Below are 22,122 nucleotides of genomic sequence, written 5' to 3' on the forward strand. Positions count from 1 at the left end.
GATCATGTCATCCCAACACGCCGTCATCATCGGCGGCTCCTCAGGCATTGGCCTTGCGACCGCCGCCCATCTTCTCGAAAAGGGCTATCGGGTCACCATCACCGGCCGCGATGCGGCGAAGCTGCAGGCGGCGGCCGAAAGTCTGAACGGCGATGTCGCCACGATCGCCATGGACGCGGCAGACCTCAACGGCCTTGCCAAAAGCTTCGAAACGATCGGCTCCTTCGACCACCTGATTCTGGCGCTCGGCGGCGGCAATGGCGGCGGCCCCTTCGCTGCCGTCGATCTTGCCGATCTCAGGAAGGGCTTCGAGCAAAAGACGATGGCGCATTTCGCCTGCGCCCAGGCCAGCCTCTCCTATCTCTCAAAGGAAGGCAGCATCACCTTCGTCTCCGCCGTTTCGGCGCAGGCAGCCATGCCGGGAACGGCGGGACTTGCCGCCATCAACGCGGCAATAGCTGCCCTCGCTCCGGTCCTTGCGGTGGAACTGAAGCCGATACGGGTAAACTGCGTCTCGCCCGGCGTTGTCGACACGCCCTGGTGGGATTTCCTCGGCGAGGATCAGAAGGCGCCGGTCTTTGCGGGCTTTGCCGCGCGCACCCCGGTCGGACGCGTCGGCCAGCCGGAAGAGATTGCCGAGGCCATCGGCTTCCTGATCGGCAACGGCTTTATGAGCGGCCACACGCTGATCTGCGACGGCGGCGTCCGGCTCGGCCAATAATCCGCAACACGCCATTGCCGGTCATCGCCGGCAGTGGCGTCTTCATTTGCCGCCAACGCCTGCCTGTAAATGCGTCAGGATATCGATCAACTCCGGCGCCATGTCCCGGATTTCCTGAAGGTGAATGGCGCTAAGTCTGCGCAGGACATCCTCGGATTTTTCCGCCAACTGCAGCGTCTGGCGGCGTTTGTCGACCGGATCGGGATGGCGGGTGACATAGCCGGCGTCGATCAGCCGACCGACCAGCTCGGTCGCCGTGTGCGGCGCGATCAGCAGGCGTTCGGCTAGCATGCCGATGGTCATTGCCTCGCCGGGCGGATTGCCCTTGATCGCCAGGAGCGCCTGATGCTGCTGCGGCGGCAATCCCTCCTGATGGGCGGCAGAGGTGCTGAAATCCATGAACTTTCGGAGCGTATAGCGCAGCGTCGCCAGTGCTTCATAGTCCGCCTGCGACAGCGTCTTCCCCAAATTCAGCGTCACGCTCATCGTCCTCATAAACACAGTTTGTTTTCTGTCGTTGATTTATATCGCATTACGATATAATTGCCATGGCAACACGATTCCAGCCACTTTGCCGTCGCGCTTTAGCACAGAAAGCATCCCATGCAGGATATCAACGCACATCATCGGCCTGCCCATGATTTTTCGGGCGGGGCCTCTCGCAAAGACAATGGCGACTTCACAACGGACAGGCGTGTTCTGGTTCTGGCAGTCATGGCGCTGGTCGTCGGCACCGGCGGCGCCCTGTCCGCCTGGGTACTGATCAACCTCATCGCGCTCGTCACCAACGCCGTCTGGCTGTTCAAGATCAGCGTCGAACCGCTGTCATTAGGCACTGTCGCACGCTCGCCCTGGATAGTGGCCGCGCCCATTATCGGCGGCATCGTCATTGGCCTGATGGCCCGCTTTGGCTCGGAAAAAATCCGCGGCCATGGCATTCCCGAAGCAATTGAGGCGATCCTCATCGGCGGCAGCCGCATGTCGCCGAAGGTGGCGATCCTGAAACCGCTCTCCTCCGCCATCTCGATCGGCACCGGCGGCCCGTTCGGCGCCGAAGGACCGATCATCATGACCGGTGGCGCCCTCGGTTCCCTCTTCGCACAATTCTTCCACATGAGCGCCGCCGAACGCAAAACCCTGCTGGTCGCGGGCGCCGCCGCCGGCATGACCGCGATCTTCGGTTCGCCCATCGCCGCCGTCATGCTTGCGGTCGAACTGCTGCTGTTCGAATGGAAGCCGCGTAGCTTTATTCCGGTGGTGATCGCATCCTGCGTCTCCATCGCCTGGCGACCTCTGCTGATCGGCAGCGGCCCTCTCTTTCCGGCCCATTTCGATATGCAGATGGGCTGGTGGGGCATCCCGCTCGCCGCCGGCCTCGGCATTCTATCCGGCCTGCAATCCGGCCTGCTGACGACGCTGCTCTACCGCATCGAAGACGCCTTCGAGAAGCTGCCTATTCACTGGATGTGGTGGCCAGCACTTGGTGGCCTCGTCGTCGGTCTCGGCGGGCTGATCGAGCCACGCGCGCTCGGCGTTGGCTACGACATCATCTCCGATCTGCTGAACGACCATATCATGGCGAGCGCCGTGCTCGCCATCCTCCTGGTCAAGGCTGGTATATGGCTGGTGGCCCTGTCGTCGGGAACCTCGGGCGGCGTGCTTGCGCCGCTACTCATCCTCGGCGGCGCGCTCGGCTGGCTGGTCGGCTTCGTTTTGCCCGGCGATCCCGGATTCTGGGCGCTGCTCGGCATGGCCGCGATGATGGGCGGCACGATGCGCGCGCCGCTGACCGGCACCTTCTTTGCAATCGAGCTCACAGGCGACATGCACGCGTTGGTGCCACTGCTTGCCGCCACCGTTGCGGCCTATGCCGTCACCGTATTGCTATTGAAGCGATCGATCTTGACCGAAAAGATCGCTCGGCGCGGCCAGCACATCACCCGCGAATACGGCATCGACCCGTTCGAACTGACCCGCGTGGCCGACATCATGATCGCCAAGGTGGACACGCTGCCCGCCGCCATGCCAGCCGGCGAGGCATTGGCGCAATTGACCGAGAAGATGGATGCCCATCGCTTCTATCCGATTGTCGAAGCTGACGGCCGTCTGGTCGGCATGATCTCACGGGCCGATGCACTGCGCTGGCAACATGGGACCGACCTCGCCGGCCAGACGCTCTACGACCTGATCTCGGATACGTCCATTCCGGTTGCCCATCCGGAAGACACGGTCGGCCGCGTCGCCGACATCATGATCCAGGCCGATACCGGCCGGGTTCCCGTCGTCGACGAGCGGACTGGCGTTCTCATCGGGCTCATTGCCCGCAAGGACCTGCTGCGCCTGCGCAGCGCCGCCAACCGCTCGGAATTCGAGCGTGGCGCCTATCTCGGAGCAAAACGTTAAGGGGAGGATTAGCGGCGTCGGCGGAGCAACAAGAATCCCGCGACGTTGTCTTTCTTTACACAGCCGGAAAAGAAAGAGCGATCCACGACGACCGATGGATTTTTACGATCCTGGGTGCCTACAAACGTAGGTGGGCGCCATATGTCCAAGCCCACGGGCCTGGCCAGGGACAGCTCCCTTTGGATCGAGTATGGCCCCAGGGATTGTGGTTCCTGTCGGGAAGCGCAGACCGCACCCTCTATATAAAGAGCTTTCTCGCCTTGCACCAGTGGGCGCGGTGCCCAGCACAAGAAATAAACGAAAGTCTTAGTTCGGCTCAGTGCCCGGACGCGCCGTGAGCTTCTCGGTGATGCCGCGAATGCGGGTCGCAACCTCGTCGATCACCGTCGCCAGCGTCTCCTCGTTGCGGGTATTGGCCGCAAGCACGGTGTCACGATTGCTGCGCAAGGTTTCGAGTTCGGCCTCGAGCGCCGAGACACGCCGGGTCAGCTCCGACACTTCGTCCATGATCATGATGCCGGCCATCACGGTGACGCGCAGATCGCCGATTTCACCGAACTGGCTCTTCAGATGCATGACGTAGCGGTCGAAGCGGGTGGCGAGATCCGTCAGATGCGCTTCCTGGCCCTCTTCGCAGGCCATGCGGTAGGCCTTGCCGTCGATCGTTACCGTTACCTGCGCCATTCGACTTTCCGATCATTGCCGCTGAACGCGACGGCTGCGTCCCCGAGGGGATCAGCGGTCGAGCACGGCTCTTATGGTTTCCATCGCCGTCACAAGCCGGCGCGACACTTCGCGATTGACTTCTTCGAGCCGGTTCGCTCGGAACTCCGCCTGGTCGAGTTCCTGGGCAAGCCGCGAACGATCGGCATGCACCCGGCGAACTTCGCCTTCGACATCGCTTTGCGCACGCTCGCGTTCAAACCGTCCATCGACGGCACTCTCCAAAGTCGAAAGCGCCTGGCGCAAATGAGTGAGCGCCGCATCCACCGTTTTGCCTGAGGGCTCCATGCCTTTCGAGTCTCCGCGCAAGGCCCGAATCAAAATATCCGGCCACTTGTCTGATTTCCCAACAATATTCAACTCAGCAACTGAACGTCAATAAAGGCGGCCATGCGGCAGGTGGCCTAATCTGTGGATGACGGTCACCTTTGCGCCTTACACAGGCTTTGTCTTACCATTGTCGTCTTTTGTCAAAGTCGACAGGCAAATGTCAAAAAAATGCCAAACCACCCCCGGATCGGCCTGTGGATTTATTGACTTGCGCGCCCTAGCTGCTATGTCTCAGCCGCCTGAGGCAGTGCTGAAAGTGGAGCTGGCAGACGCTTCTCCGCTGCAGCCGCCTTTCAACCGGTGACCCTGCTTTTTAGGCCATCCCCCGAACCCGGAACATTGCGGAAAAACCCATGATCTCTCGCGAACAACACGACCGGATGGCGAATGCGATCCGTTTCCTTGCCATGGATGCTGTCGAGAAGGCCAACTCCGGTCATCCCGGTCTGCCGATGGGGATGGCCGATGTCGCCACGGTTCTCTTTAGCAAATATCTGCGTTTCGACCCGAAGAACCCGCGCTGGCCGGACCGCGATCGCTTCGTGCTGTCGGCCGGCCACGGCTCCATGCTGCTTTATTCGGTCTTGTATCTGACCGGCTATCCGGACATGACGGTCGAGGAACTCTCGCGCTTCCGTCAGCTCGGCTCCAAGACCGCCGGCCATCCAGAATATGGTCACGCCACCGGCATCGAAACCACCACCGGCCCGCTCGGCCAGGGCATTGCCAATGCCGTCGGCATGGCGATCGCCGAGCGCAAGCTGCGCGAGGAATTCGGCTCGGAGCTGCAGGATCACTACACCTATGCCATGTGCGGCGACGGCTGCCTGATGGAAGGCATCAGCCACGAAGCCATCGCGCTCGCCGGCCACCTGAAGCTCAACAAGCTCATTCTCTTCTGGGACAACAACTCGATCACCATCGACGGTGCCGTCTCGCTCTCGGATTCGACCGACCAGGTCGCCCGCTTCAAGGCCGTTCACTGGAACACGATCGAAGTCGACGGTCACGACCAGGCTGCCATCGCTGCCGCCATCGAAGCCGCCCACAAGTCCGACCGCCCGACGCTGATCGCCTGCAAGACGATCATCGGCTTCGGCGCTCCGAACAAGCAGGGCACCCATAAGGTCCACGGTTCGCCGCTCGGCGCCGAAGAAATCGCCGCAACCCGCGTTGCGCTGAACTGGCCTTACGAGCCCTTCGTCATTCCGAACGACGTTCTTGCCGATTGGCGCGCCGCCGGCGAACGCTCGGTCGGCACGCGCGAAGCCTGGGAAGGCCGTCTTGCCGCTGCCGAAGCGGGCAAGAAGACTGAATTTACCCGCCGCTTCGCCGGCGAACTGCCTGCCGGCTTCGACGCCGCCATCAGCGACTACAAGAAGAAGCTCGCCGAAACCAAGCCGACGCTTGCAACCCGTAAGGCATCGGAAGACGCGCTCGAAATCATCAACGGCTTCATTCCGGAAACGATCGGCGGCTCCGCCGACCTGACGCCGTCGAACAACACCAAGACCAGCCAGATGAAGTCGATCACCCCGACCGATTTCTCCGGCCGCTACATGCACTGGGGCATTCGCGAGCACGGCATGGCAGCTGCGATGAACGGCATCACGCTGCATGGCGGCTTGATCCCCTATTCCGGCGGCTTCATGATCTTCTCGGACTATTGCCGCCCGCCTCTGCGTCTGGCTGCCTTGATGGGCATCCGCGCCATCCACGTTCTGACGCATGATTCGATCGGCGTCGGCGAAGACGGCCCGACGCATCAGCCCGTTGAGCAGGTCGCCAGCCTGCGCGCCATCCCGAACTTCATGCTGTTCCGTCCGGCGGACGCCACCGAAACGGCGGAATGCTGGCAGATTGCGGTCAAGACGGCCGATCGTCCGTCGGGCCTCGCGCTTACCCGCCAGAACCTGCTCGCCGCGCGTACCGAATATAGCGAGAAGAACCTCTGCGAACTCGGCGCCTATACGCTGGCCGGCAATGCCGATGCCAAGGTGACGATCTTCGCTTCGGGCTCCGAAGTCGAACTCGCCGTTGCCGCCCGCACGGAACTCGAAGGCAAGGGCGTTTCCACCCGCGTCGTTTCCGTTCCCTGCACGGAGCTGTTCTTCGAGCAGCCGGACGCCTACCGCAAGGAAGTGCTCGGCAACTCGCCGGTCAAGATCGCCGTCGAAGCCGGCGTTCGCGAAGGCTGGGATGCCTTCATCGGTCCGGAAGGCGCCTTCATCGGCATGAAGAGCTTCGGCGCTTCGGCACCGTACAAGGACGTCTACAACCATTTCGGCATCACCAAGGAAGCGGTTGTCGCCGCCGCCGAGGCAAAGCTTTCCTGAGGGCGCTGACAAGCGCTCTCCTTTCCGCTAGATAACCGCCCTGAGTGAACGGGAGTGAATTGAATGACTGTAAAAGTAGCTATCAACGGCTTCGGCCGTATCGGCCGCAACGTTCTGCGCGCCATTGTCGAATCCGGCCGCACCGACATCGAAGTCGTTGCCATCAACGACCTCGGCCCGGTCGAGACCAATGCCCACCTTCTGCGCTACGACTCGATCCACGGCCGCTTCCCGGCCGAAGTGAAGGTCGAAGGCGACACGATCATCGTTGGCGGCGGCAAGCCGATCAAGGTCACGGCGATCAAGGACCCGGCAACCCTGCCGCATCGCGATCTCGGCGTCGACATCGCGATGGAATGCACCGGCATCTTCACGTCTCGCGACAAGGCTGCCGCACACCTGACGGCTGGCGCCAAGCGCGTCATCGTTTCGGCTCCTGCTGACGGCGCCGACCTGACCGTCGTTTTCGGCGTCAACCACGACCAGCTCACCAAGGAGCACCTGGTCATCTCCAACGCGTCCTGCACCACGAACTGCCTGGTGCCGGTCGTTAAGGTTCTCGACGATGCCGTCGGTATCGACCATGGCTTCATGACGACCATCCACTCCTACACCGGCGACCAGCCGACGCTCGACACCATGCACAAGGACCTGTATCGCGCCCGCGCCGCAGCCCTGTCCATGATCCCGACCTCGACGGGCGCCGCAAAGGCCGTTGGTCTCGTTCTGCCACACCTGAAGGGCAAGCTCGACGGCACGTCGATCCGCGTTCCGACCCCGAACGTCTCGGTTGTCGACTTCAAGTTCGTGTCCAAGAAGGCAACGACGGTCGGCGAAATCAACGAAGCCATCAAGGCTGCATCGAACGGCAAGCTGAAGGGCATCCTCGGCTACACCGACGAACCGCTGGTTTCCCGCGACTTCAACCATGACAGCCACTCGTCGATCTTCGCGACCGACCAGACCAAGGTCATGGAAGGCAATTTCGTCCGCGTTCTGTCCTGGTACGACAACGAGTGGGGCTTCTCTAGCCGCATGTCCGACACGGCCGTCGCGCTTGCCAAGCTGATCTGATCATGGCTTTCCGCCCCCTCCTTCCGACGACAGTTCGCTGGCGTCCGCTGGAAGGAGACGGGCTGGAGCATCTGACGATCGCTCCCACCAATACTGCCACCGGCGCGGCCATTCGCGCCTGTGGCACCATTATCGGCGGCCGCGGCGGCTCGCCCTACGGCGTCCTCTACCGCATCGACTGCACGGCCGACTGGGCCGTCCTCTCCTTCTCGATCGAAACCACCGACGGCCGGCGCTTCGCCCTCTTCTCGGATGGCAAGGGCCATTGGCAGACCGAAGACGGTCTTGCTCTGCCGCAATTCGACGGCTGCATCGACATCGATCTCTACGGTTCGCCCTTCACCAACAGCCTGCCGATCCGCCGGCTCGAGATGATGCCGGAAGACGGGACCGTGAAGCTCTCGATGCTCTACATCCCCTTCGACAGCTTCGAGCCCGTGCGCGACAGCCAGCGCTACACCTGCATCACCCCGGAAAAACTCTATCGCTATGCCGCGGAAGACAGGGTTTTCACCGTCGACCTGCCTGTCGATGCCGACGGCCTGGTGATCGACTATCCGATCTATTTCAGGCGCGTGGATCTCTGACCCACTGCGGATATTGCAGGCAGCGGCGCATGGCCCACATTATTCCTCCGATCCGCCCAAATCTTCCCCTCGCCTGCCCTGCTATGGTCCAGATTCACCTATAAATTTTTGATAGGAATTCTCCCCAGGCATTCCGGAACCGATTCGTCGTTCTGTCGAAGCGCATCACACCTTGTAGTCGCAGTCATCGGAGCGGGTTTCGATCCTGACGCCCTCCCCGACAATATTTGTTTTACTAATTTCAAACTGCGCGACAGCATACTGGATGGTGGGGGAATTGCGATCGATCCGGGCTTAAGCCCGAGCAGGGGTATGCGGGAAAGGGGAAGACCGAGTGGAGGCATTTTACGTCATCGTGCTGGTGTGCACGGTTCTGATCCTGATTGCGGCCTTCTCGAGCCTGCTTGCCTTCCGTTTCGGCGCGCCATTGCTGCTGCTCTTCCTGGTGATTGGCCTGCTGGCCGGTACCGACGGGCTCGGTATCGAATTCTCCAACAACTATCTCGCCTATATTCTCGGCTCCCTCGCCCTTGCCGTCATCCTCTTCGATTCCGGATATGGCACGCCGATCCAGGCCTTCAAACTCGCCGCCGCCCCGGCATTGACGATAGCGTCCCTCGGCGTTCTCGTGACGGCGGCGCTGTTCGGCCTCGCAGCCACCTGGCTTCTCGGCTTCACCTGGCTGCAGGGCCTGCTGCTCGGCTCGATCGTCGCCTCGACGGATGCAGCCGCCGTCTTCTTCCTGCTGCGCATCGGCGGCATCAACATCCGCGACAAGGTACGCTCCACGCTGGAAGTCGAATCCGGCACTAACGACCCGATGGCGATCTTCCTGACGCTGGCGCTCGTCGAACTGCTGGCAAGCGGCGAAGGCTATGGCGGCATCAATCTTGCCATGCTTGCCACCTTCATCCAGCAGATGGGCCTCGGCGTTATCCTCGGCCTGCTTGGCGGCATGATGATCGTGCTGATCGTCAGCAATCTGGAGACCGACCGCGGCCTGACGCCGATCTTCGTGCTGGCGCTCGCCCTCCTCGTCTTCTCTTTCACTGGTGCTGTCGGCGGCAGCGGCTTTCTCGCGGTCTACGTCGCCGGCATCTACGCAGGCAATCGCAAGATGCCGGCCTCGGCCTCGATCAAACGCTTCCAGGACGGCATGACGTGGCTAGCGCAGATCATTATGTTCCTCGTTCTCGGCCTGCTCGCCACGCCATCGCAATTTCCGGCAATCGCCATTCCCGCCGTGGCGCTAGCCCTGTTCCTGATCTTCGTCGCTCGCCCGATCGCCGTCTGGCTCTGCCTGCTGCCCTACGATTACACGCAGCGCGAGACCGGCTTCGTCGCCTGGGTGGGCCTGCGCGGCGCCGTCTCCATCCTGCTTGCCATCATGCCGATCCTCGGCAACCTCGAAGCCGGCCAGACCTATTTCAACGTCGCCTTCATCGTCGTACTGGTATCGCTCCTCCTCCAGGGCTGGACGATCAAGCCGATGGCGCGCCGGCTCGGCCTCATCGTGCCCCCGCGCATGGGCGCGGTCGACAAGGTCGAGGTCGACCTGCCGGGTGCGGCCAATCATGAATTGCTCTCCTATCGCGTCGTCAAGGACAGCCCGGTCCTGCGCGGTGAACGCATTCCGCGTTGGGCCATGCCGTCGCTCGTCGTGCGCGACGGTAAATCGATGCGCTATCAATATGCCGGTCGCCTGCGCGAAAACGATCTCGTCTACCTCTTCGTCACCCCCAGCTATTCCCGCCTTCTCGACCGTCTCTTTGCCAGCCGCGCGCCGGTCGATCCTGAAGACACCGATTTCTTCGGCGCCTTCTCGATCTCGCCGCTGCGCCCCGCCGCCGATCTCGACGCCGCCTACGGGCCGGGGCTTCTGAGCGAACAGGAAAAGGGTCTGACGATCGCCGAACTCATGCGCCAACGCCTCGGCGGCAAGGCCGACTATGCCGACCGCGTCCGTCTCGGCGAGATCATCCTGATCGTCCGCGATCTCGATGAAAACGACCATATCCAGTCCGTCGGCATGTCGCTGGAAGCGCTGGAACCGGCAACGGCCCTGCCGATTTTCGTCAATCTGCACGACATCCTGAACGGCATTCGCGGCTACCTGCGCAAGCGCCGGGAACGCACCGAAGAGGCCGGCAAAAACGACGCCTGACCGCCTTGCGTCTCGCATCATCCGTAGTATGGTCGGCGCACTTTACGCCACCACCAACATTGGATTCCTCCCCATGGCAGCCTTCAAGACCCTCGACGATCTCACCGACATCACCGGCAAGCGCGTGCTCGTGCGCGTCGATCTCAATGTGCCGGTCAAGGACGGCAAGGTCACCGACGCGACCCGTATCGAGCGCGTAGCCCCGACGATCCTCGAATTGTCCGGTAAGGGCGCCAAGGTCATCCTGCTAGCCCATTTCGGCCGCCCGAAGGATGGCCCGTCGCCGGATCTGTCACTGTCCCTGATCATCCCGGCCGTCGAGGAAGTGCTCGATCACGCCGTTCTCTTCGCCTCCGATTGCGTCGGCGCGCCGGCAACTGAGGCCGTCGCCAAGATGGGCAACGGCGATATCCTGCTGCTCGAAAACACCCGCTTCCACAAGGAAGAAGAAAAGAACGACGCGACCTTCACGAAGGCCCTGGCCACCAATGGTGATATCTACGTCAACGACGCCTTCTCGGCCGCCCACCGGGCCCACGCCTCGACCGAGGGCCTCGCCCACCTCCTGCCCGCCTATGCCGGCCGTACCATGCAGGGGGAACTCACGGCGCTGGAAAAAGGTCTCGGCAATCCGGTCCGTCCGGTCGTTGCCATCGTCGGCGGCGCCAAGGTCTCTTCCAAGATCGACCTCCTGAAGAACCTTGTGCATAAGGTCGATGCGCTGGTGATCGGCGGCGGCATGGCCAACACCTTCCTCGCCGCGAACGGCATTGATGTCGGCAAGTCGCTCTGCGAACATGATCTCGCCGACACCGCCAAGCAGATCATCGCGGAAGCCAAAGCTTCGAACTGCCAGATCGTCCTCCCGACGGACGGCGTTGTCGCCCGCGAGTTCAAGGCAGGCGCCGCCAACGAAGTGGTTGCGATCGATGCCATCCCGGCCGATGCCATGGTGCTCGATGTCGGCCCGAAGTCGGTCGAAGCCGTGAAGAAAATCATCGAGGGGTCGACGACGCTGGTCTGGAACGGTCCGCTCGGCGCTTTCGAAATCACTCCCTTCGACACTGCCACCGTTGCGGCCGCCCAATATGCTGCCGAACGCACCAAGGCCGGCAAGCTGACCTCGGTTGCCGGCGGCGGCGATACCGTTTCTGCATTGAACCACGCCGGCGTTGCCGACGACTTCACTTATGTTTCGACGGCAGGCGGCGCCTTCCTCGAATGGATGGAAGGCAAGGTTCTGCCGGGCGTGGCCGTTCTTCAGGTCGCCAAGTAAGCAACAGCATCTGACGACGGGACGGGCCGCGAAAGCCAAAACTTTCGCGGCTTTCCACAAGGTGGTAGGATCACCGTGCAAACTTTCAAACGTTTGAAATCAATTCAATCGTTTCAATAGCTTAGCTGAGCATTTCCCTCCTCATATACTTCTGTTATCGCCGACCTATATTGATCTCGATGCCGACAGAAAACGCCTTGGAGAACGAAAAATGAGCGAAAGACTTGAAGACATTGCCGTAAAGATGGTTGCCGATGGCAAGGGCCTGTTGGCGGCTGACGAATCCACCGCCACGAACAAGAAGCGCTTCGACACGATCGGTCTCGTTTCCACCGAGGAGAGCCGCCGCGACTACCGCGAAATGCTCTTCCGCGCCGACGACGCGATGAAGAAATACATCTCCGGCGTCATCCTCTATGAGGAAACCCTCTTCCAGAAGGCTGCAAACGGCACGCCCTTCGTCGATATCATCAAGGCTGCCGGCGGCATTCCCGGCATCAAGGTCGACACCGGCGCCAAGCCGCTGGCCGCCTTCCCGGGCGAAACCGTCACGGAGGGCCTCGATGGCCTGGCCGACCGCCTTGCGAAATATTATGACGCCGGCGCTCGCTTCGCCAAGTGGCGTGGCGTGATCTCCATCTCCGATGCGCTGCCGACCTACGGCGCGATCAAGGCCAACGCACATGCGCTTGCCCGCTACGCCGCTCTTTGCCAGCAGGCCAAGATCGTGCCGATCGTTGAGCCGGAAGTCCTGATGGACGGCGTTCCCGGCACCCACGATCTCGACCGCAGCGAGGAAGTCACCCGCTGGACGCTGCAGATCGTCTTCCAGGAGCTCGCCGAAGCCCGCATCAGCCTCGAGGGCATGATCCTGAAGCCGAGCATGGTCATCGACGGCAAGAAGCTGCGCAAGGCATCGGTCGAACAGGTCGCCGAGCGCACCGTCAAGGTGCTGAAGGAAACCGTTCCTTCCGCCGTTCCGGGCATCGCCTTCCTCTCCGGCGGCCAGACGTCCGAAGAGGCGACCGCGCATCTCTCCGCCATCAACGGCTACGACCTGCCCTGGGACGTCACCTTCTCCTACGGCCGCGCCCTGCAGGACGCAGCACTGAAGGCATGGGACGGCAAGGCGGCAAACGTCGCCGCCGGCCAGCGCGCCTTCACCCACCGCGCCGAGATGAACTACCTCGCCGCCAAGGGCAGCTGGACCAAGAACAGCGAAAAGGCTGCTTGATTTAGATCAATGGTTGAATGACTGAAAGCCCCGATCGCGATGCGTTTGGGGCTTTTTGCATTCGTACTCGTTCTGAACTCAAAGTTCACGATTCCTACCGCCAAACCATCTTCCTCACTGTCATCCTCGGGCTTGACCCGAGGATCCAGGCACAAAGCCTTTCGAGGCGGCACATAGGAGCAAGCAGTATTGAGTGGTTGCCGCAAAAACAGCTTTAATCAAAAAATCGAACGTCAGTCGGGCGTGAAACAAAATACGAAGCTCGTGCGTGGATCCTCGGGTCAAGCCCGAGGATGACGGAGGGTAGGAGAGATCGGCGCAAGAGCCGCGAATTCAAAGCGCCTCGCCGATGGCCGCGGTAACATCGTCAACCTCACCCCAGCACCCCAACTTGTCACCCGCACAAGTTCCAGCTTCCAGCCGCAAACATCCTGCGGCTAAATCCTGCAAACCTATCCAAACTCGCAGGAGCCACCCATGAACACCGTCGCTTACGTCACCACCGACGTCTTTACCTCCGAGCGTTTTGCCGGCAATCCGCTGGCCGTCGTTTCCGATGCGCGCGGCTTGAGTGACAAGGCGATGCAGAAGATCGCGACGGAGTTCAACTATTCCGAAACGACCTTCGTGCTGCCGCCCGAAAATCCAGACAATACGGCACGCGTCCGCATTTTTACCCCGACCGCGGAAATCCCCTTCGCCGGCCATCCGAATGTCGGCACGGCCTTCGTGCTTGGTCAGCAAGCGAAGATCTTCGGAAAAATACCGGGTGACGGGTTGATCTTCGAGGAGAAGGCCGGGCTGGTAAATGTGCAGCTTCTTCGCACCGGCAACGACGTCACCGGCGCGAAAATACGGGCACCGGGCAATCTGCAAATCGGCGATTCCATCGCTGGCGACCTCATCGCCCGCTGCATCCAGCTCGAGCCCGCATCCATTCGACACTCGACACACGCCCCGACCTTCGCCTCCGTCGGCTTGCCGTTTGCCTTCGCGGAATTGGATAGTCTCGAAACGCTCGGCAAGGCGCGCCCGAACGCAGCCATTTTCGCCGAAGCGGCAGCCCTTCATAAGGAAGACAAGACCGGCTTCTCGCTCTTTGTCTATACCCGCTCGGCCGATAACCCCTGGCATATCCGCGCCCGCATGTTCGCGCCGCTGGATAATGTCATCGAAGATCCCGCAACCGGCAGCGCATCGGCCGCACTCGGCGCCTACCTCACCTCGTTGCTGCCCGAACCCGACGTCGAGAACCAGATCACCATCGAACAGGGCGTGGAAATGGGCCGGCGCAGCCTCATCGGTCTTGATATCAGGAAATCCGGCGGTATCGTTACGGATACCTTCCTCTCCGGCCAGTGCGTCAGCGTCATGCGTGGCGAAGTCGCATTTTGACCTGCGGATAAGCCTTTGAGAAAACCGATGCCGGCTTTGGGGATGGTGCGCTAAAACGTCTCGTTGACGATCAGCGCGATTGTCCAGACCGCAAAGGCGATAATGGCGATCTTCCAGAAATCAACACGCCGCTTGAGGCCGGGCAGCCCGAGCGGCTTGATGATCTGCACCGCCATGGCCAGCATCAGCAGCACCGCGATCACTTTTGTCACGGTATTTTTCCCCGTTTGCGCAAGAGTGAGCACGACCCCTTCAAAAACCACTGCGCAGTTTTCGTGATCATGCTCTATTCGTCATAGGACGGACATCTTTCCGCGCCAACAGACTGTTTCTACACGCCGATAGCGGCAATCCGGGGCACAATCAATAGCGAAAACTGGCGGGAACCCATTCCTGCCTTATCGGTTCTTTAAGCGGAGCCGATTGAAAGTAGGAACATGAAACGAAATATCCTGCCCGTTCTCGCCCTGCTTTTCGGCACGCTCTTCCTGTTTACGGGAAATGGCCTGCACAGCCTGCTTTTACCCGTGCGCGGCACGGCCGAGGGCTATGCCACGACGACGCTCGGTCTGCTCGGCACGACATGGGCTACCGGCTTCGTGCTCGGCTGCCTGACAGCGCCGAAACTGGTCCGGCGCATCGGCCATGTGCGCGCCTTTTCCGGCTTCATCTCGGTCATCGCCATCATCGCGCTTCTCACCGGCATCATCGTCGATCCCGTCTGGTGGGTGGCGCTGCGCGCCGTCACCGGCTTTTGCACGGCCGGAACCTCGATGATCATCGAAAGCTGGCTCAACGAACGCGCGACCAATGAAAGCCGGGGCGCGATCTTCTCGCTCTATATCGGCATCACCCTGATCGGCGCCGTCGCCGGCCAGATGATGATCCCCTTCGCCGACATCCACACACCCATCCTCTTCATGATGTGCGGCATTTGCTATTGCGTCGCCATGCTGCCGACGACGCTGTCGACCGCCGCTTCGCCGCAACCACTGAAGGCCGTCAGCCTGGACCTGAAGGCGCTCTATCGCAATTCGCCAGTCGCCTCCCTCGGCATCCTGCTGGTCGGCATCGCCAATGGCGCCTACGGAACGCTCGGCGCTGTCTTCGGCGCCAATGCCGGCCTCTCCGAGGGCAATATCGCATTGATGATGAGCTCGACCATCTTTGCCGGTGCAGTGATGCAGTTTCCGGCCGGGCGCCTTTCCGATCGTATCGACCGCCGCTACGTGTTGGCCGGCATGGCCGCCGTCGCCGCCATCGACGGCCTGCTGCTCTTCTTGGTGAAGCCAGGCAACCCGTATTTCCTGATTGGCATGGTGGTGATCTATGGTGCTGTCGCCAACACGCTCTACCCGATCACCGTCGCCCACGCCAACGACTTCGCCGCACCGGAGGAATACGTCAAGGTTTCCGGCGGCCTGCTGCTGCTCTACGGCATCGGTACGATTATCGGCCCGACGCTCGGCGGCCCGGTCATGTCGAGCATCGGCCCCTATGCGCTGTTCTTCGTCACCGCAGTCGCGCATGTGCTGATCACGACCTACGCGATCTTCCGCAGCCGCCAGCGAGCGGCAAAGCCGGCAGGCGATCGCGATGCCTATACAACCATGCCGTCGGCCAATGCGCAGATGATCACACCCGAGAGCATGTCGCTTGCGCGCAGCGAGACTTCAAAAAAGGATGATAACACTGTAAATTACGGCACCTGAGCCCAGTGGAGCATCCCGCTTTCAGACAGTATCGCCTGAAAGCCGACAAGATGCTCTGGATTCAAAAGGCTGGAGCAACCTTTACGCGTTCAGATGAACGCGCGGCGCTTTAGCGGCAAGGAGGAGCCGAAATGAGCATTTTCGACGACGACCAACCGAAGCAGCCTTCCGCCCATGAGATCGGCAGCGATCTTTCGCTGCTCTCCGTCGACGAGCTTAAATATCGCATCACCATGCTGCAGGCCGAGATCGCTCGGCTGGAAGACGAGATCGCCGCCAAGGCATCCGGCCGGAAAGCCGCTGAAAACCTCTTCCGCTTCTAGAGCAATTCCAGGAAAAGTGCGCGGCGGTTTTTCGTCCGGAATTGCGCAAAAAATACTCCGCCATCGGCGCAAAACCTGTGCACCCGAAACAGGCGGACGGATATGCTCAACGGAATATTAAGCTTTACGACATATTACTATAGGCATCCAGATTTGCTCTGGACTCAGACAGTTCCTCCACTTGTCGAATTGGTCTGATTTTTCTCCCTGTTTTACCTTGAGAGCCGCTTTTGCGGCTCTTCTTTTTTGTTTTTCGGAAGCTGTTCGACGAAACTGTGGAGATTAACCCTTTCTTAAGAATCGCCTTGCGGATTTCAGTTAAAATCATCATCTTGAAGTCATAAGAACGGATGCCGAGAGTCCTTCTGGACTTGCCCGGTCTTTCCTGAACAAAAGTGTTGCGTGAAGCAGGGATTTCTTCGATGTCGGAACTTGGGTTGAACACGATCAGCTTTGCTGGCCATGCAGCGTCGTCGGCACAGTTCAGGATGCTGTATTCCGAAGGCATGTCGCTGGTCGAAGAAACCGCCGGCTATCTCGATGGCCAGGGCCGCACCGCCTCCAAGGTTCTGCCGCGCATGGCCTCCGTACTCTACGCCGCCGAATCCATGCGGCTCACCACCCGCCTGATGCAGATGGCCTCCTGGCTGCTCTTGCAGCGCGCCGTCAACAATGGCGAAATGTCGCGCGATCAGGTGCTGGCCGAAAAGAACAAGGTCCGCCTCGACGGCTTCAACGTCGACCGCAACGCGCCCGGCTGGAACGACCTGCCGGAAGCCTTCCGCGACCTCGTCGAGCGCTCGCTGCGCCTGCAGAACCGCGTCGCCCTGCTCGACCGCGAAATCTATCGCCCGACCGAACCCCAGATCGTTCCGGACAACCAGAACAGCGTCAAGGCGCAGCTCACCCTGCTGCAGACGGCTTTCGGAGAATAACCGAGAAAGCATCATTTTGCGGACGAATTGAACCGGTCGTGCCCTGCGCGGCCGGTTTTGTTCTGCCGGGAAAAGCGATACCCTGGCGACGGCATCCTGGCGAGGTGATCATGGGTCCCGATGACGTTCTGAAGCTTTACGAGACCAAGATCAAATCACAGCGTTTCGATGAATTGGTGCCGCTCATAGCTGATGACGACGTCTTCTGGTTCTCCGACGGCTCCCATTGTGGCCTCGAAGAGATCCGGGCCGCGTTCGAAAGAACCTGGGAGAAAGCTAAGAATGAAGTCTATTGGCTTGAGGATCTCAGGTGGATCGCTGTCGGTAGCGACGCCGCAAGCTGCATCTACACTTTTCACTGGAAAGGATTGTGGGACGGCAAAGCCTTCGAAGGCAAAGGCCGGGGCACGACGGTTCTCCAGAAGAGATCCGGCGAATGGAAAATCACCCATGAGCATCTGAGTCATTTCCCGCGTTAGCAGACAACAAAAAAGCCCGGCAAAAACCGGGCTCTTGTCAAAACGTCGAATCGCGAAGCGATTAGACGCCGAGGCTGCCGAAGCGCTTGTTGAACTTGGAGACGCGGCCACCGCGGTCCATGAGCTGCTGATTGCCGCCCGTCCAAGCCGGATGCGACTTGCTGTCGATTTCGAGGTTCATGGTGGCGCCTTCAGAACCCCAGGTCGAGCGGGTTTCGTATTCGGTGCCGTCAGTCATGACTACCTTGATGGTGTGGTAGTCGGGATGGATGTTGGCCTTCATAACAATCTTCCTGTCATGCCAGGGTCCATTTGTCGCAAGCCATTGCGGCAACCGAACCGATTGAATAAATGAAGCCGCAGTCCGATTAGGCTACGGCTTCCAATTAAGATGGCGTGCCTATACATGAAGGCGGCAAGGATAACAAGGGGCGAAAAAGCGAAGTCCCTTGCTGATATGGGGATTGGAGACGACTTGTCAGAGACTGGCCAGACAGACGACAAAAAACGCGGATCCATCCGCCCCCTCGGGCGGCTGACGCCCTATCTCAAGCGCTATCGCGGCATGGTGGCGGGCGCCCTCATCGCGCTGATCGCCGCCGCCGTCACCTCGCTCGCCCTGCCGCTTGCCGTCCGGCGCATGATCGACCATGGCTTCGATCAGGCCGACCGTGGTCTCATCGACAGCTATTTCGTGGCGATGCTGCTCATGGCCGTCGTCCTCGCGGTGGCAAGCGCAATGCGCTACTATTTCGTCATCACCATCGGCGAGCGCATCGTCTCGGATATGCGCCGCGAAGTCTTCGACCATGTGACGCGGCTGTCGCCCTCCTTCTTCGACGTCAATCAATCCGGCGAGATCGTCTCGCGGCTGACGGCCGATACGACGCAGATCAAGTCCGCCGTCGGCGCGACAGCCTCTGTAGCTTTGCGCAATCTTATCCTCTGTCTCGGTGCTGTGGGGATGATGATCGTCACCAGCCCGAAACTGTCGAGCATCGTGCTCATCGCCATTCCGATCATCGTGCTGCCGCTCGTCAGTTTCGGACGTTCGGTGCGCAAGCGCTCGCGGGCAGCGCAGGATACGCTCGCCCAGGCATCGGCCTACGCCAACGAAACCATCGCCGCCAGTCGCACCATTCAGGCCTTCAACGGCGAGACCGCCGCCGCAGAGCGCTATGGCGCATCGGTCGAAGATGCCTATCAAGCAGCACGCGCCGCGATCAAATCCCGCTCGCTGCTCACCGGCTTTGCCATCACCATGATCTTCGGCAGCATCGTCGCCGTGCTCTGGGTCGGCGCCGAGAACGTGCTCGCCGGCACGATGACGGCCGGAACGCTCGGCCAGTTCCTGCTCTATTCCGTCATCGCCGGCACATCGCTCGGCTCCCTGTCCGAGGTCTGGGGTGAACTGTCACAAGCAGCAGGCGCGGCCGATCGCCTGGGCGAGCTTCTAGCGGAGGTATCGCCGATTGCCGCGCCCTCCGATCCCCTGCCCCTGCCCCAGCCGCCGCAAGGCCGGGTGGACTTCTCGGACGTACATTTCTCCTATCCGTCGCGGCCTGGCAGGTCGGCGCTGCATGGCCTGTCGCTGTCCGTCAAGCCGGGCGAGACGGTGGCGATCGTCGGCCCTTCGGGCGCCGGCAAGAGCACGATCTTCTCGCTGCTCCTGCGCTTTTACGATCCGCAACAGGGCAGCGTCGCCATCGACGGCATCGACATCAGCCGTGTCTCCCCGGAAGCCTTGCGCGACCGCATCGCCATCGTGCCGCAGGACACGACGATTTTCGCCGCCACGATCCATGACAATATCGCCTTCGGCCGACCCGGCGCGTCGCGCGACGAAGTGCGCGCTGCAGCGATCGCCGCCCAGGCGGATGAGTTCATTCTGCGCCTGGATCAAGGTTACGACACGCAGGTGGGCGAACGCGGCATTACCCTTTCCGGCGGGCAGCGCCAGCGCGTCGCCATTGCCCGCGCCATCCTGAAGAATGCGCCGATCCTGCTGCTCGACGAAGCGACATCGGCGCTCGACGCCGAAAGCGAGACACTGGTGCAGAAGGCGCTCGATGGCCTGATGGAAACACGCACCACCCTCGTCATCGCCCATCGCCTGGCGACCGTGCTCAAGGCCGACCGCATTCTGGTGCTCGATCAAGGCCGCATTGTCGAGGAGGGCACGCACCAGAGCCTCATCCATCACGGCGGCATCTACGCCAAGCTGGCCCGGCTGCAATTCGACGCCGGCGTCGAAGATCGCATGCTCGTTGTGAAATAACGACAGATTGATCAAGTCATTGCGAATGCAACAGGTGGAAATGGCGTTGAAGTTGCGCTAGATTTCCGGTGTTATCTCGCACTGATGCGATTCTAGGAGACGGGAACGATGTATAAATTTGAAGTCTACAAGGATAAGGCTGGCGAATTCCGATTCCGGTTCAAGGCCTCGAACGGCGAAACCATGTTTGGCTCCGAAGGCTACAAGGCGAAGGCTTCCGCCCTGCACGCCATTGAATCCATCAAGGCCCATGTCGGGGGCGCCGTTATCGACGACCAGACCACAGCCACCGCTTAAGACTTCACGTCGAGCGTCTGCTATGACAGCCTTCTACGGCCGGCCGCCTTTGGGCGTGTCGGCCGTTTTGTTTGATCGCCGGAAAACTTCGAAAAATTTCGCTCCGCTTTGTCGAAACCGGCCCGGCTCGCGGCTCATTGTATTGGAACGGCATGAAGCCGCTTCACCGGCGGCGTTGCGCATTTTTAGATTTGCTTCTTAGATGCAGCATCCGGCCCGGAAAACCGTCAACACAGCGAGCAGGAGTTTCCCATGCAATACGCCTTGATCATCCGTGAATCGGCCGAGGATTTTAAGCGCCGCGAGGATCCCGCCTACAAAAACGGCTGGATCGCCTATACGCAGGCGCTCGTCCAGGCCGGCATCATGACCGGTGGCGCCGGACTGACCGCGCCGGAAACCGCAACGCTTATCCGCCACCGTGGTGGTGATCATGATGTGCAGGACGGCCCTTTCCCGGAGGGCAAGGAGCAGCTCGGCGGCTTCTACCTGATCGATGTGCCGGATCTCGACACAGCCCTGGAATGGGCCGTACGTGTGCCGGTTTCTCAGCAGGGCTCCGTCGAGATACGTCCGCTCCTGCACATGTGAGACGACCATGAACCCCGACGCCGGGCGCGCCGCCGAGCGGGTGGCGCGTCAGTCCTACGGCAAGCTGATCGCCTTTCTCGCGGCACGTTCGGGTGATGTGCCGTCGGCTGAGGATGCGCTCTCCGAGGCGCTTGCCGCCGCGCTGAATAACTGGCCCGAGCGGGGCATCCCGGATAATCCTGAAGCCTGGCTGCTGGTCGCGGCGCGGCGCAACCTCTATCGCGCTGCAAGGCATGCGAAAGTGAAAGCCGCCACCCGCGATACGATCGCCGTGGCATTCGCGGAAGCAGAGGAACGCATGAATGCGGATGGCCCGGCCTTCCCCGACGAACGGCTGAAGCTGTTGTTCACCTGCACCCACCCAGCCATCGACCGCTCGGCACATACGCCGCTAATGCTGCAGACAGTCCTCGGCATCGACGCCAAAACCATCGCGCGGGCCTTTATCGTCTCGCCCGAAACAATGAGCCAGCGGCTGGTGCGGGCAAAGGCCAAGATCCGCGAGGCGCGCATTCCTTTCACCGTTCCCGATCGCTCCATGCTGCCGGAACGACTGGCGGGTGTACTCTCGGCGATCTATGCCGCTTACGGTCTCGGCTGGGACGGGCTTGACGGCGAAGACGGCAAGCGTAGCTCGCTGGCAGATGAGGCCATCTGGCTCGGCCGCGCCCTGCTCACCATCCTGCCGGAGGAGCCGGAAGCGGCCGGCCTGCTGTCCCTGATGCTCTATTGTGAAGCCCGCCGCAGCGCTCGCCGGGATGCCGAAGGCTGCTATGTACCGCTCGACGAACAGGACACCACACGCTGGAACGCCATCATGATCGCCGAAGCCGACAATCTGTTGCGGCAGGCAGGCGCTTTCGACCGCTTCGGCCCGTTCCAGTGCCAGGCGGCAATCCAGTCCGTCCACGCCGAACGCCGCCGCTCCGGCGTCACCAACTGGGCGGCGCTCGCAATGCTTTACGATGCGCTCGTTCAGATGACACCAACCGCTGGCGCCCGCGTCAGCCGGGCCGCCGTCATCGGCCGGGCACAAGGCGCAGCCGCGGGATTGCATCATCTGAACCAGATGGTCGAGCGCGATATCGCCAGCTACCAACCTTACTGGGCTGTGCGCGCGCATCTGCTGGCTGAGGTGGGCGATACGGAAGGCGCCGTCGCGGCCTATCGCACGGCAATCGGTCTCAGCGATAGCGAAGCTGTTCGCGAGTTTCTTTCAGAGCGGCTGGTTGCTCTCGAGACATAACGAGGTTGAGCGCGCGCT

At 61.2% G+C, this 22,122-nt stretch carries 23 protein-coding genes and 1 other RNA gene; 17 read left to right on the forward strand and 7 right to left on the reverse strand.

The window, feature by feature from the left end:
- Nucleotides 1-4 precede the first annotated feature (4 nt).
- On the forward strand, nucleotides 5-721 hold the full coding sequence (locus tag AB6803_RS10370) for an SDR family oxidoreductase (RefSeq protein ID WP_371108794.1): 717 nt from the start codon (nucleotides 5-7) through the stop codon (nucleotides 719-721).
- Between the two features lie 42 nt (nucleotides 722-763).
- Here AB6803_RS10370 and AB6803_RS10375 read toward each other — a convergent pair whose 3' ends face one another.
- A complete protein-coding gene (locus tag AB6803_RS10375; protein WP_234904722.1) occupies nucleotides 764-1,120 on the reverse strand; it encodes a helix-turn-helix domain-containing protein in 357 nt (118 codons plus the stop codon).
- Between the two features lie 204 nt (nucleotides 1,121-1,324).
- Between AB6803_RS10375 and AB6803_RS10380 the strand changes: the two genes are divergently transcribed.
- Nucleotides 1,325-3,124: a chloride channel protein gene (locus AB6803_RS10380; RefSeq protein ID WP_371108795.1), complete on the forward strand. Its 1,800-nt coding sequence runs from the start codon at nucleotides 1,325-1,327 to the stop codon at nucleotides 3,122-3,124.
- A 75-nt stretch (nucleotides 3,125-3,199) separates the two neighbouring features.
- On the opposite strand, the gene ssrS is transcribed toward AB6803_RS10380, so the two are convergent.
- The 3 genes from ssrS to AB6803_RS10395 form a co-directional block, all read right to left on the reverse strand.
- Nucleotides 3,200-3,358, reverse strand: a non-coding RNA gene (ssrS, locus tag AB6803_RS10385) — 6S RNA.
- 72 nt (nucleotides 3,359-3,430) lie between these two features.
- Nucleotides 3,431-3,808 (reverse strand): cell division protein ZapA, encoded by a 378-nt coding sequence (locus AB6803_RS10390; protein ID WP_371108796.1) that lies wholly within the window; start codon nucleotides 3,806-3,808, stop codon nucleotides 3,431-3,433.
- Nucleotides 3,809-3,859: 51 nt separating this feature from the next.
- Nucleotides 3,860-4,135 carry a DUF4164 domain-containing protein gene (locus tag AB6803_RS10395; RefSeq protein WP_007701292.1) on the reverse strand — a complete coding sequence of 92 codons (276 nt, stop codon included), beginning with the start codon at nucleotides 4,133-4,135 and terminating at the stop codon, nucleotides 3,860-3,862.
- Between the two features lie 395 nt (nucleotides 4,136-4,530).
- Between AB6803_RS10395 and tkt the strand changes: the two genes are divergently transcribed.
- From tkt to AB6803_RS10430, 7 genes are all read left to right on the forward strand, one after another.
- The gene (gene tkt / locus AB6803_RS10400; protein ID WP_371108797.1) at nucleotides 4,531-6,513 is read left to right on the forward strand and encodes a transketolase; all 1,983 of its coding nucleotides are present in this window, start codon (nucleotides 4,531-4,533) and stop codon (nucleotides 6,511-6,513) included.
- Between the two features lie 63 nt (nucleotides 6,514-6,576).
- Entirely contained in the window at nucleotides 6,577-7,587 is a 1,011-nt protein-coding gene (gene gap, locus AB6803_RS10405; protein WP_371108798.1) for a type I glyceraldehyde-3-phosphate dehydrogenase, read from the forward strand.
- 2 nt (nucleotides 7,588-7,589) lie between these two features.
- The gene (locus AB6803_RS10410; protein ID WP_371108799.1) at nucleotides 7,590-8,174 is read left to right on the forward strand and encodes a putative glycolipid-binding domain-containing protein; all 585 of its coding nucleotides are present in this window, start codon (nucleotides 7,590-7,592) and stop codon (nucleotides 8,172-8,174) included.
- Between the two features lie 334 nt (nucleotides 8,175-8,508).
- A complete protein-coding gene (locus tag AB6803_RS10415) occupies nucleotides 8,509-10,338 on the forward strand; it encodes a potassium/proton antiporter (RefSeq protein ID WP_371108800.1) in 1,830 nt (609 codons plus the stop codon).
- Nucleotides 10,339-10,354: 16 nt separating this feature from the next.
- Nucleotides 10,355-11,614: a phosphoglycerate kinase gene (gene pgk / locus AB6803_RS10420; RefSeq protein ID WP_371109007.1), complete on the forward strand. Its 1,260-nt coding sequence runs from the start codon at nucleotides 10,355-10,357 to the stop codon at nucleotides 11,612-11,614.
- A gap of 211 nt (nucleotides 11,615-11,825) precedes the next feature.
- Complete coding sequence (locus tag AB6803_RS10425; RefSeq protein WP_371108801.1) at nucleotides 11,826-12,848, forward strand: class I fructose-bisphosphate aldolase; 1,023 nt, start codon at nucleotides 11,826-11,828, stop codon at nucleotides 12,846-12,848.
- A 477-nt stretch (nucleotides 12,849-13,325) separates the two neighbouring features.
- Entirely contained in the window at nucleotides 13,326-14,243 is a 918-nt protein-coding gene (locus AB6803_RS10430) for a PhzF family phenazine biosynthesis protein (protein ID WP_371108802.1), read from the forward strand.
- Between the two features lie 50 nt (nucleotides 14,244-14,293).
- On the opposite strand, the gene AB6803_RS10435 is transcribed toward AB6803_RS10430, so the two are convergent.
- Complete coding sequence (locus tag AB6803_RS10435) at nucleotides 14,294-14,455, reverse strand: hypothetical protein (RefSeq protein ID WP_371108803.1); 162 nt, start codon at nucleotides 14,453-14,455, stop codon at nucleotides 14,294-14,296.
- Nucleotides 14,456-14,680: 225 nt separating this feature from the next.
- On the opposite strand from AB6803_RS10435, the gene AB6803_RS10440 reads away from it, so the two are divergent.
- Both AB6803_RS10440 and AB6803_RS10445 read left to right on the forward strand, forming a co-directional pair.
- Complete coding sequence (locus tag AB6803_RS10440) at nucleotides 14,681-15,955, forward strand: MFS transporter (RefSeq protein ID WP_371108804.1); 1,275 nt, start codon at nucleotides 14,681-14,683, stop codon at nucleotides 15,953-15,955.
- Nucleotides 15,956-16,086: 131 nt separating this feature from the next.
- Nucleotides 16,087-16,278 carry a DUF1192 domain-containing protein gene (locus AB6803_RS10445; RefSeq protein WP_371108805.1) on the forward strand — a complete coding sequence of 64 codons (192 nt, stop codon included), beginning with the start codon at nucleotides 16,087-16,089 and terminating at the stop codon, nucleotides 16,276-16,278.
- A 124-nt stretch (nucleotides 16,279-16,402) separates the two neighbouring features.
- On the opposite strand, the gene AB6803_RS10450 is transcribed toward AB6803_RS10445, so the two are convergent.
- Nucleotides 16,403-16,786, reverse strand: a complete 384-nt coding sequence (locus tag AB6803_RS10450; RefSeq protein WP_371109013.1) for a hypothetical protein — start codon at nucleotides 16,784-16,786, stop codon at nucleotides 16,403-16,405.
- Between AB6803_RS10450 and AB6803_RS10455 the strand changes: the two genes are divergently transcribed.
- The gene (locus AB6803_RS10455) at nucleotides 16,701-17,213 is read left to right on the forward strand and encodes a DUF1465 family protein (RefSeq protein ID WP_153364722.1); all 513 of its coding nucleotides are present in this window, start codon (nucleotides 16,701-16,703) and stop codon (nucleotides 17,211-17,213) included. The genes AB6803_RS10450 and AB6803_RS10455 overlap by 86 nt on opposite strands.
- Nucleotides 17,214-17,323: 110 nt before the next feature.
- Nucleotides 17,324-17,692, forward strand: a complete 369-nt coding sequence (locus AB6803_RS10460) for a nuclear transport factor 2 family protein (protein WP_371108806.1) — start codon at nucleotides 17,324-17,326, stop codon at nucleotides 17,690-17,692.
- A gap of 61 nt (nucleotides 17,693-17,753) precedes the next feature.
- Here AB6803_RS10460 and rpmE read toward each other — a convergent pair whose 3' ends face one another.
- Nucleotides 17,754-17,975 (reverse strand): 50S ribosomal protein L31, encoded by a 222-nt coding sequence (gene rpmE, locus AB6803_RS10465; protein ID WP_007701269.1) that lies wholly within the window; start codon nucleotides 17,973-17,975, stop codon nucleotides 17,754-17,756.
- A gap of 174 nt (nucleotides 17,976-18,149) precedes the next feature.
- Between rpmE and AB6803_RS10470 the strand changes: the two genes are divergently transcribed.
- The 4 genes from AB6803_RS10470 to AB6803_RS10485 all read left to right on the forward strand — a co-directional run bounded on the left by AB6803_RS10470 (nucleotide 18,150) and on the right by AB6803_RS10485 (nucleotide 22,104).
- Nucleotides 18,150-19,970, forward strand: a complete 1,821-nt coding sequence (locus AB6803_RS10470) for an ABC transporter transmembrane domain-containing protein (protein WP_371108807.1) — start codon at nucleotides 18,150-18,152, stop codon at nucleotides 19,968-19,970.
- Between the two features lie 108 nt (nucleotides 19,971-20,078).
- A complete protein-coding gene (locus AB6803_RS10475) occupies nucleotides 20,079-20,267 on the forward strand; it encodes a YegP family protein (RefSeq protein WP_015341032.1) in 189 nt (62 codons plus the stop codon).
- A 252-nt stretch (nucleotides 20,268-20,519) separates the two neighbouring features.
- Nucleotides 20,520-20,858: a YciI family protein gene (locus AB6803_RS10480; RefSeq protein WP_371108808.1), complete on the forward strand. Its 339-nt coding sequence runs from the start codon at nucleotides 20,520-20,522 to the stop codon at nucleotides 20,856-20,858.
- 7 nt (nucleotides 20,859-20,865) lie between these two features.
- Nucleotides 20,866-22,104 carry an RNA polymerase sigma factor gene (locus AB6803_RS10485; protein ID WP_371108809.1) on the forward strand — a complete coding sequence of 413 codons (1,239 nt, stop codon included), beginning with the start codon at nucleotides 20,866-20,868 and terminating at the stop codon, nucleotides 22,102-22,104.
- The last annotated feature ends 18 nt before the right edge of the window (nucleotides 22,105-22,122 follow it).

The organism is Rhizobium sp. RCC_161_2 (assembly GCF_041355235.1).
Taxonomy (GTDB): domain Bacteria; phylum Pseudomonadota; class Alphaproteobacteria; order Rhizobiales; family Rhizobiaceae; genus Rhizobium.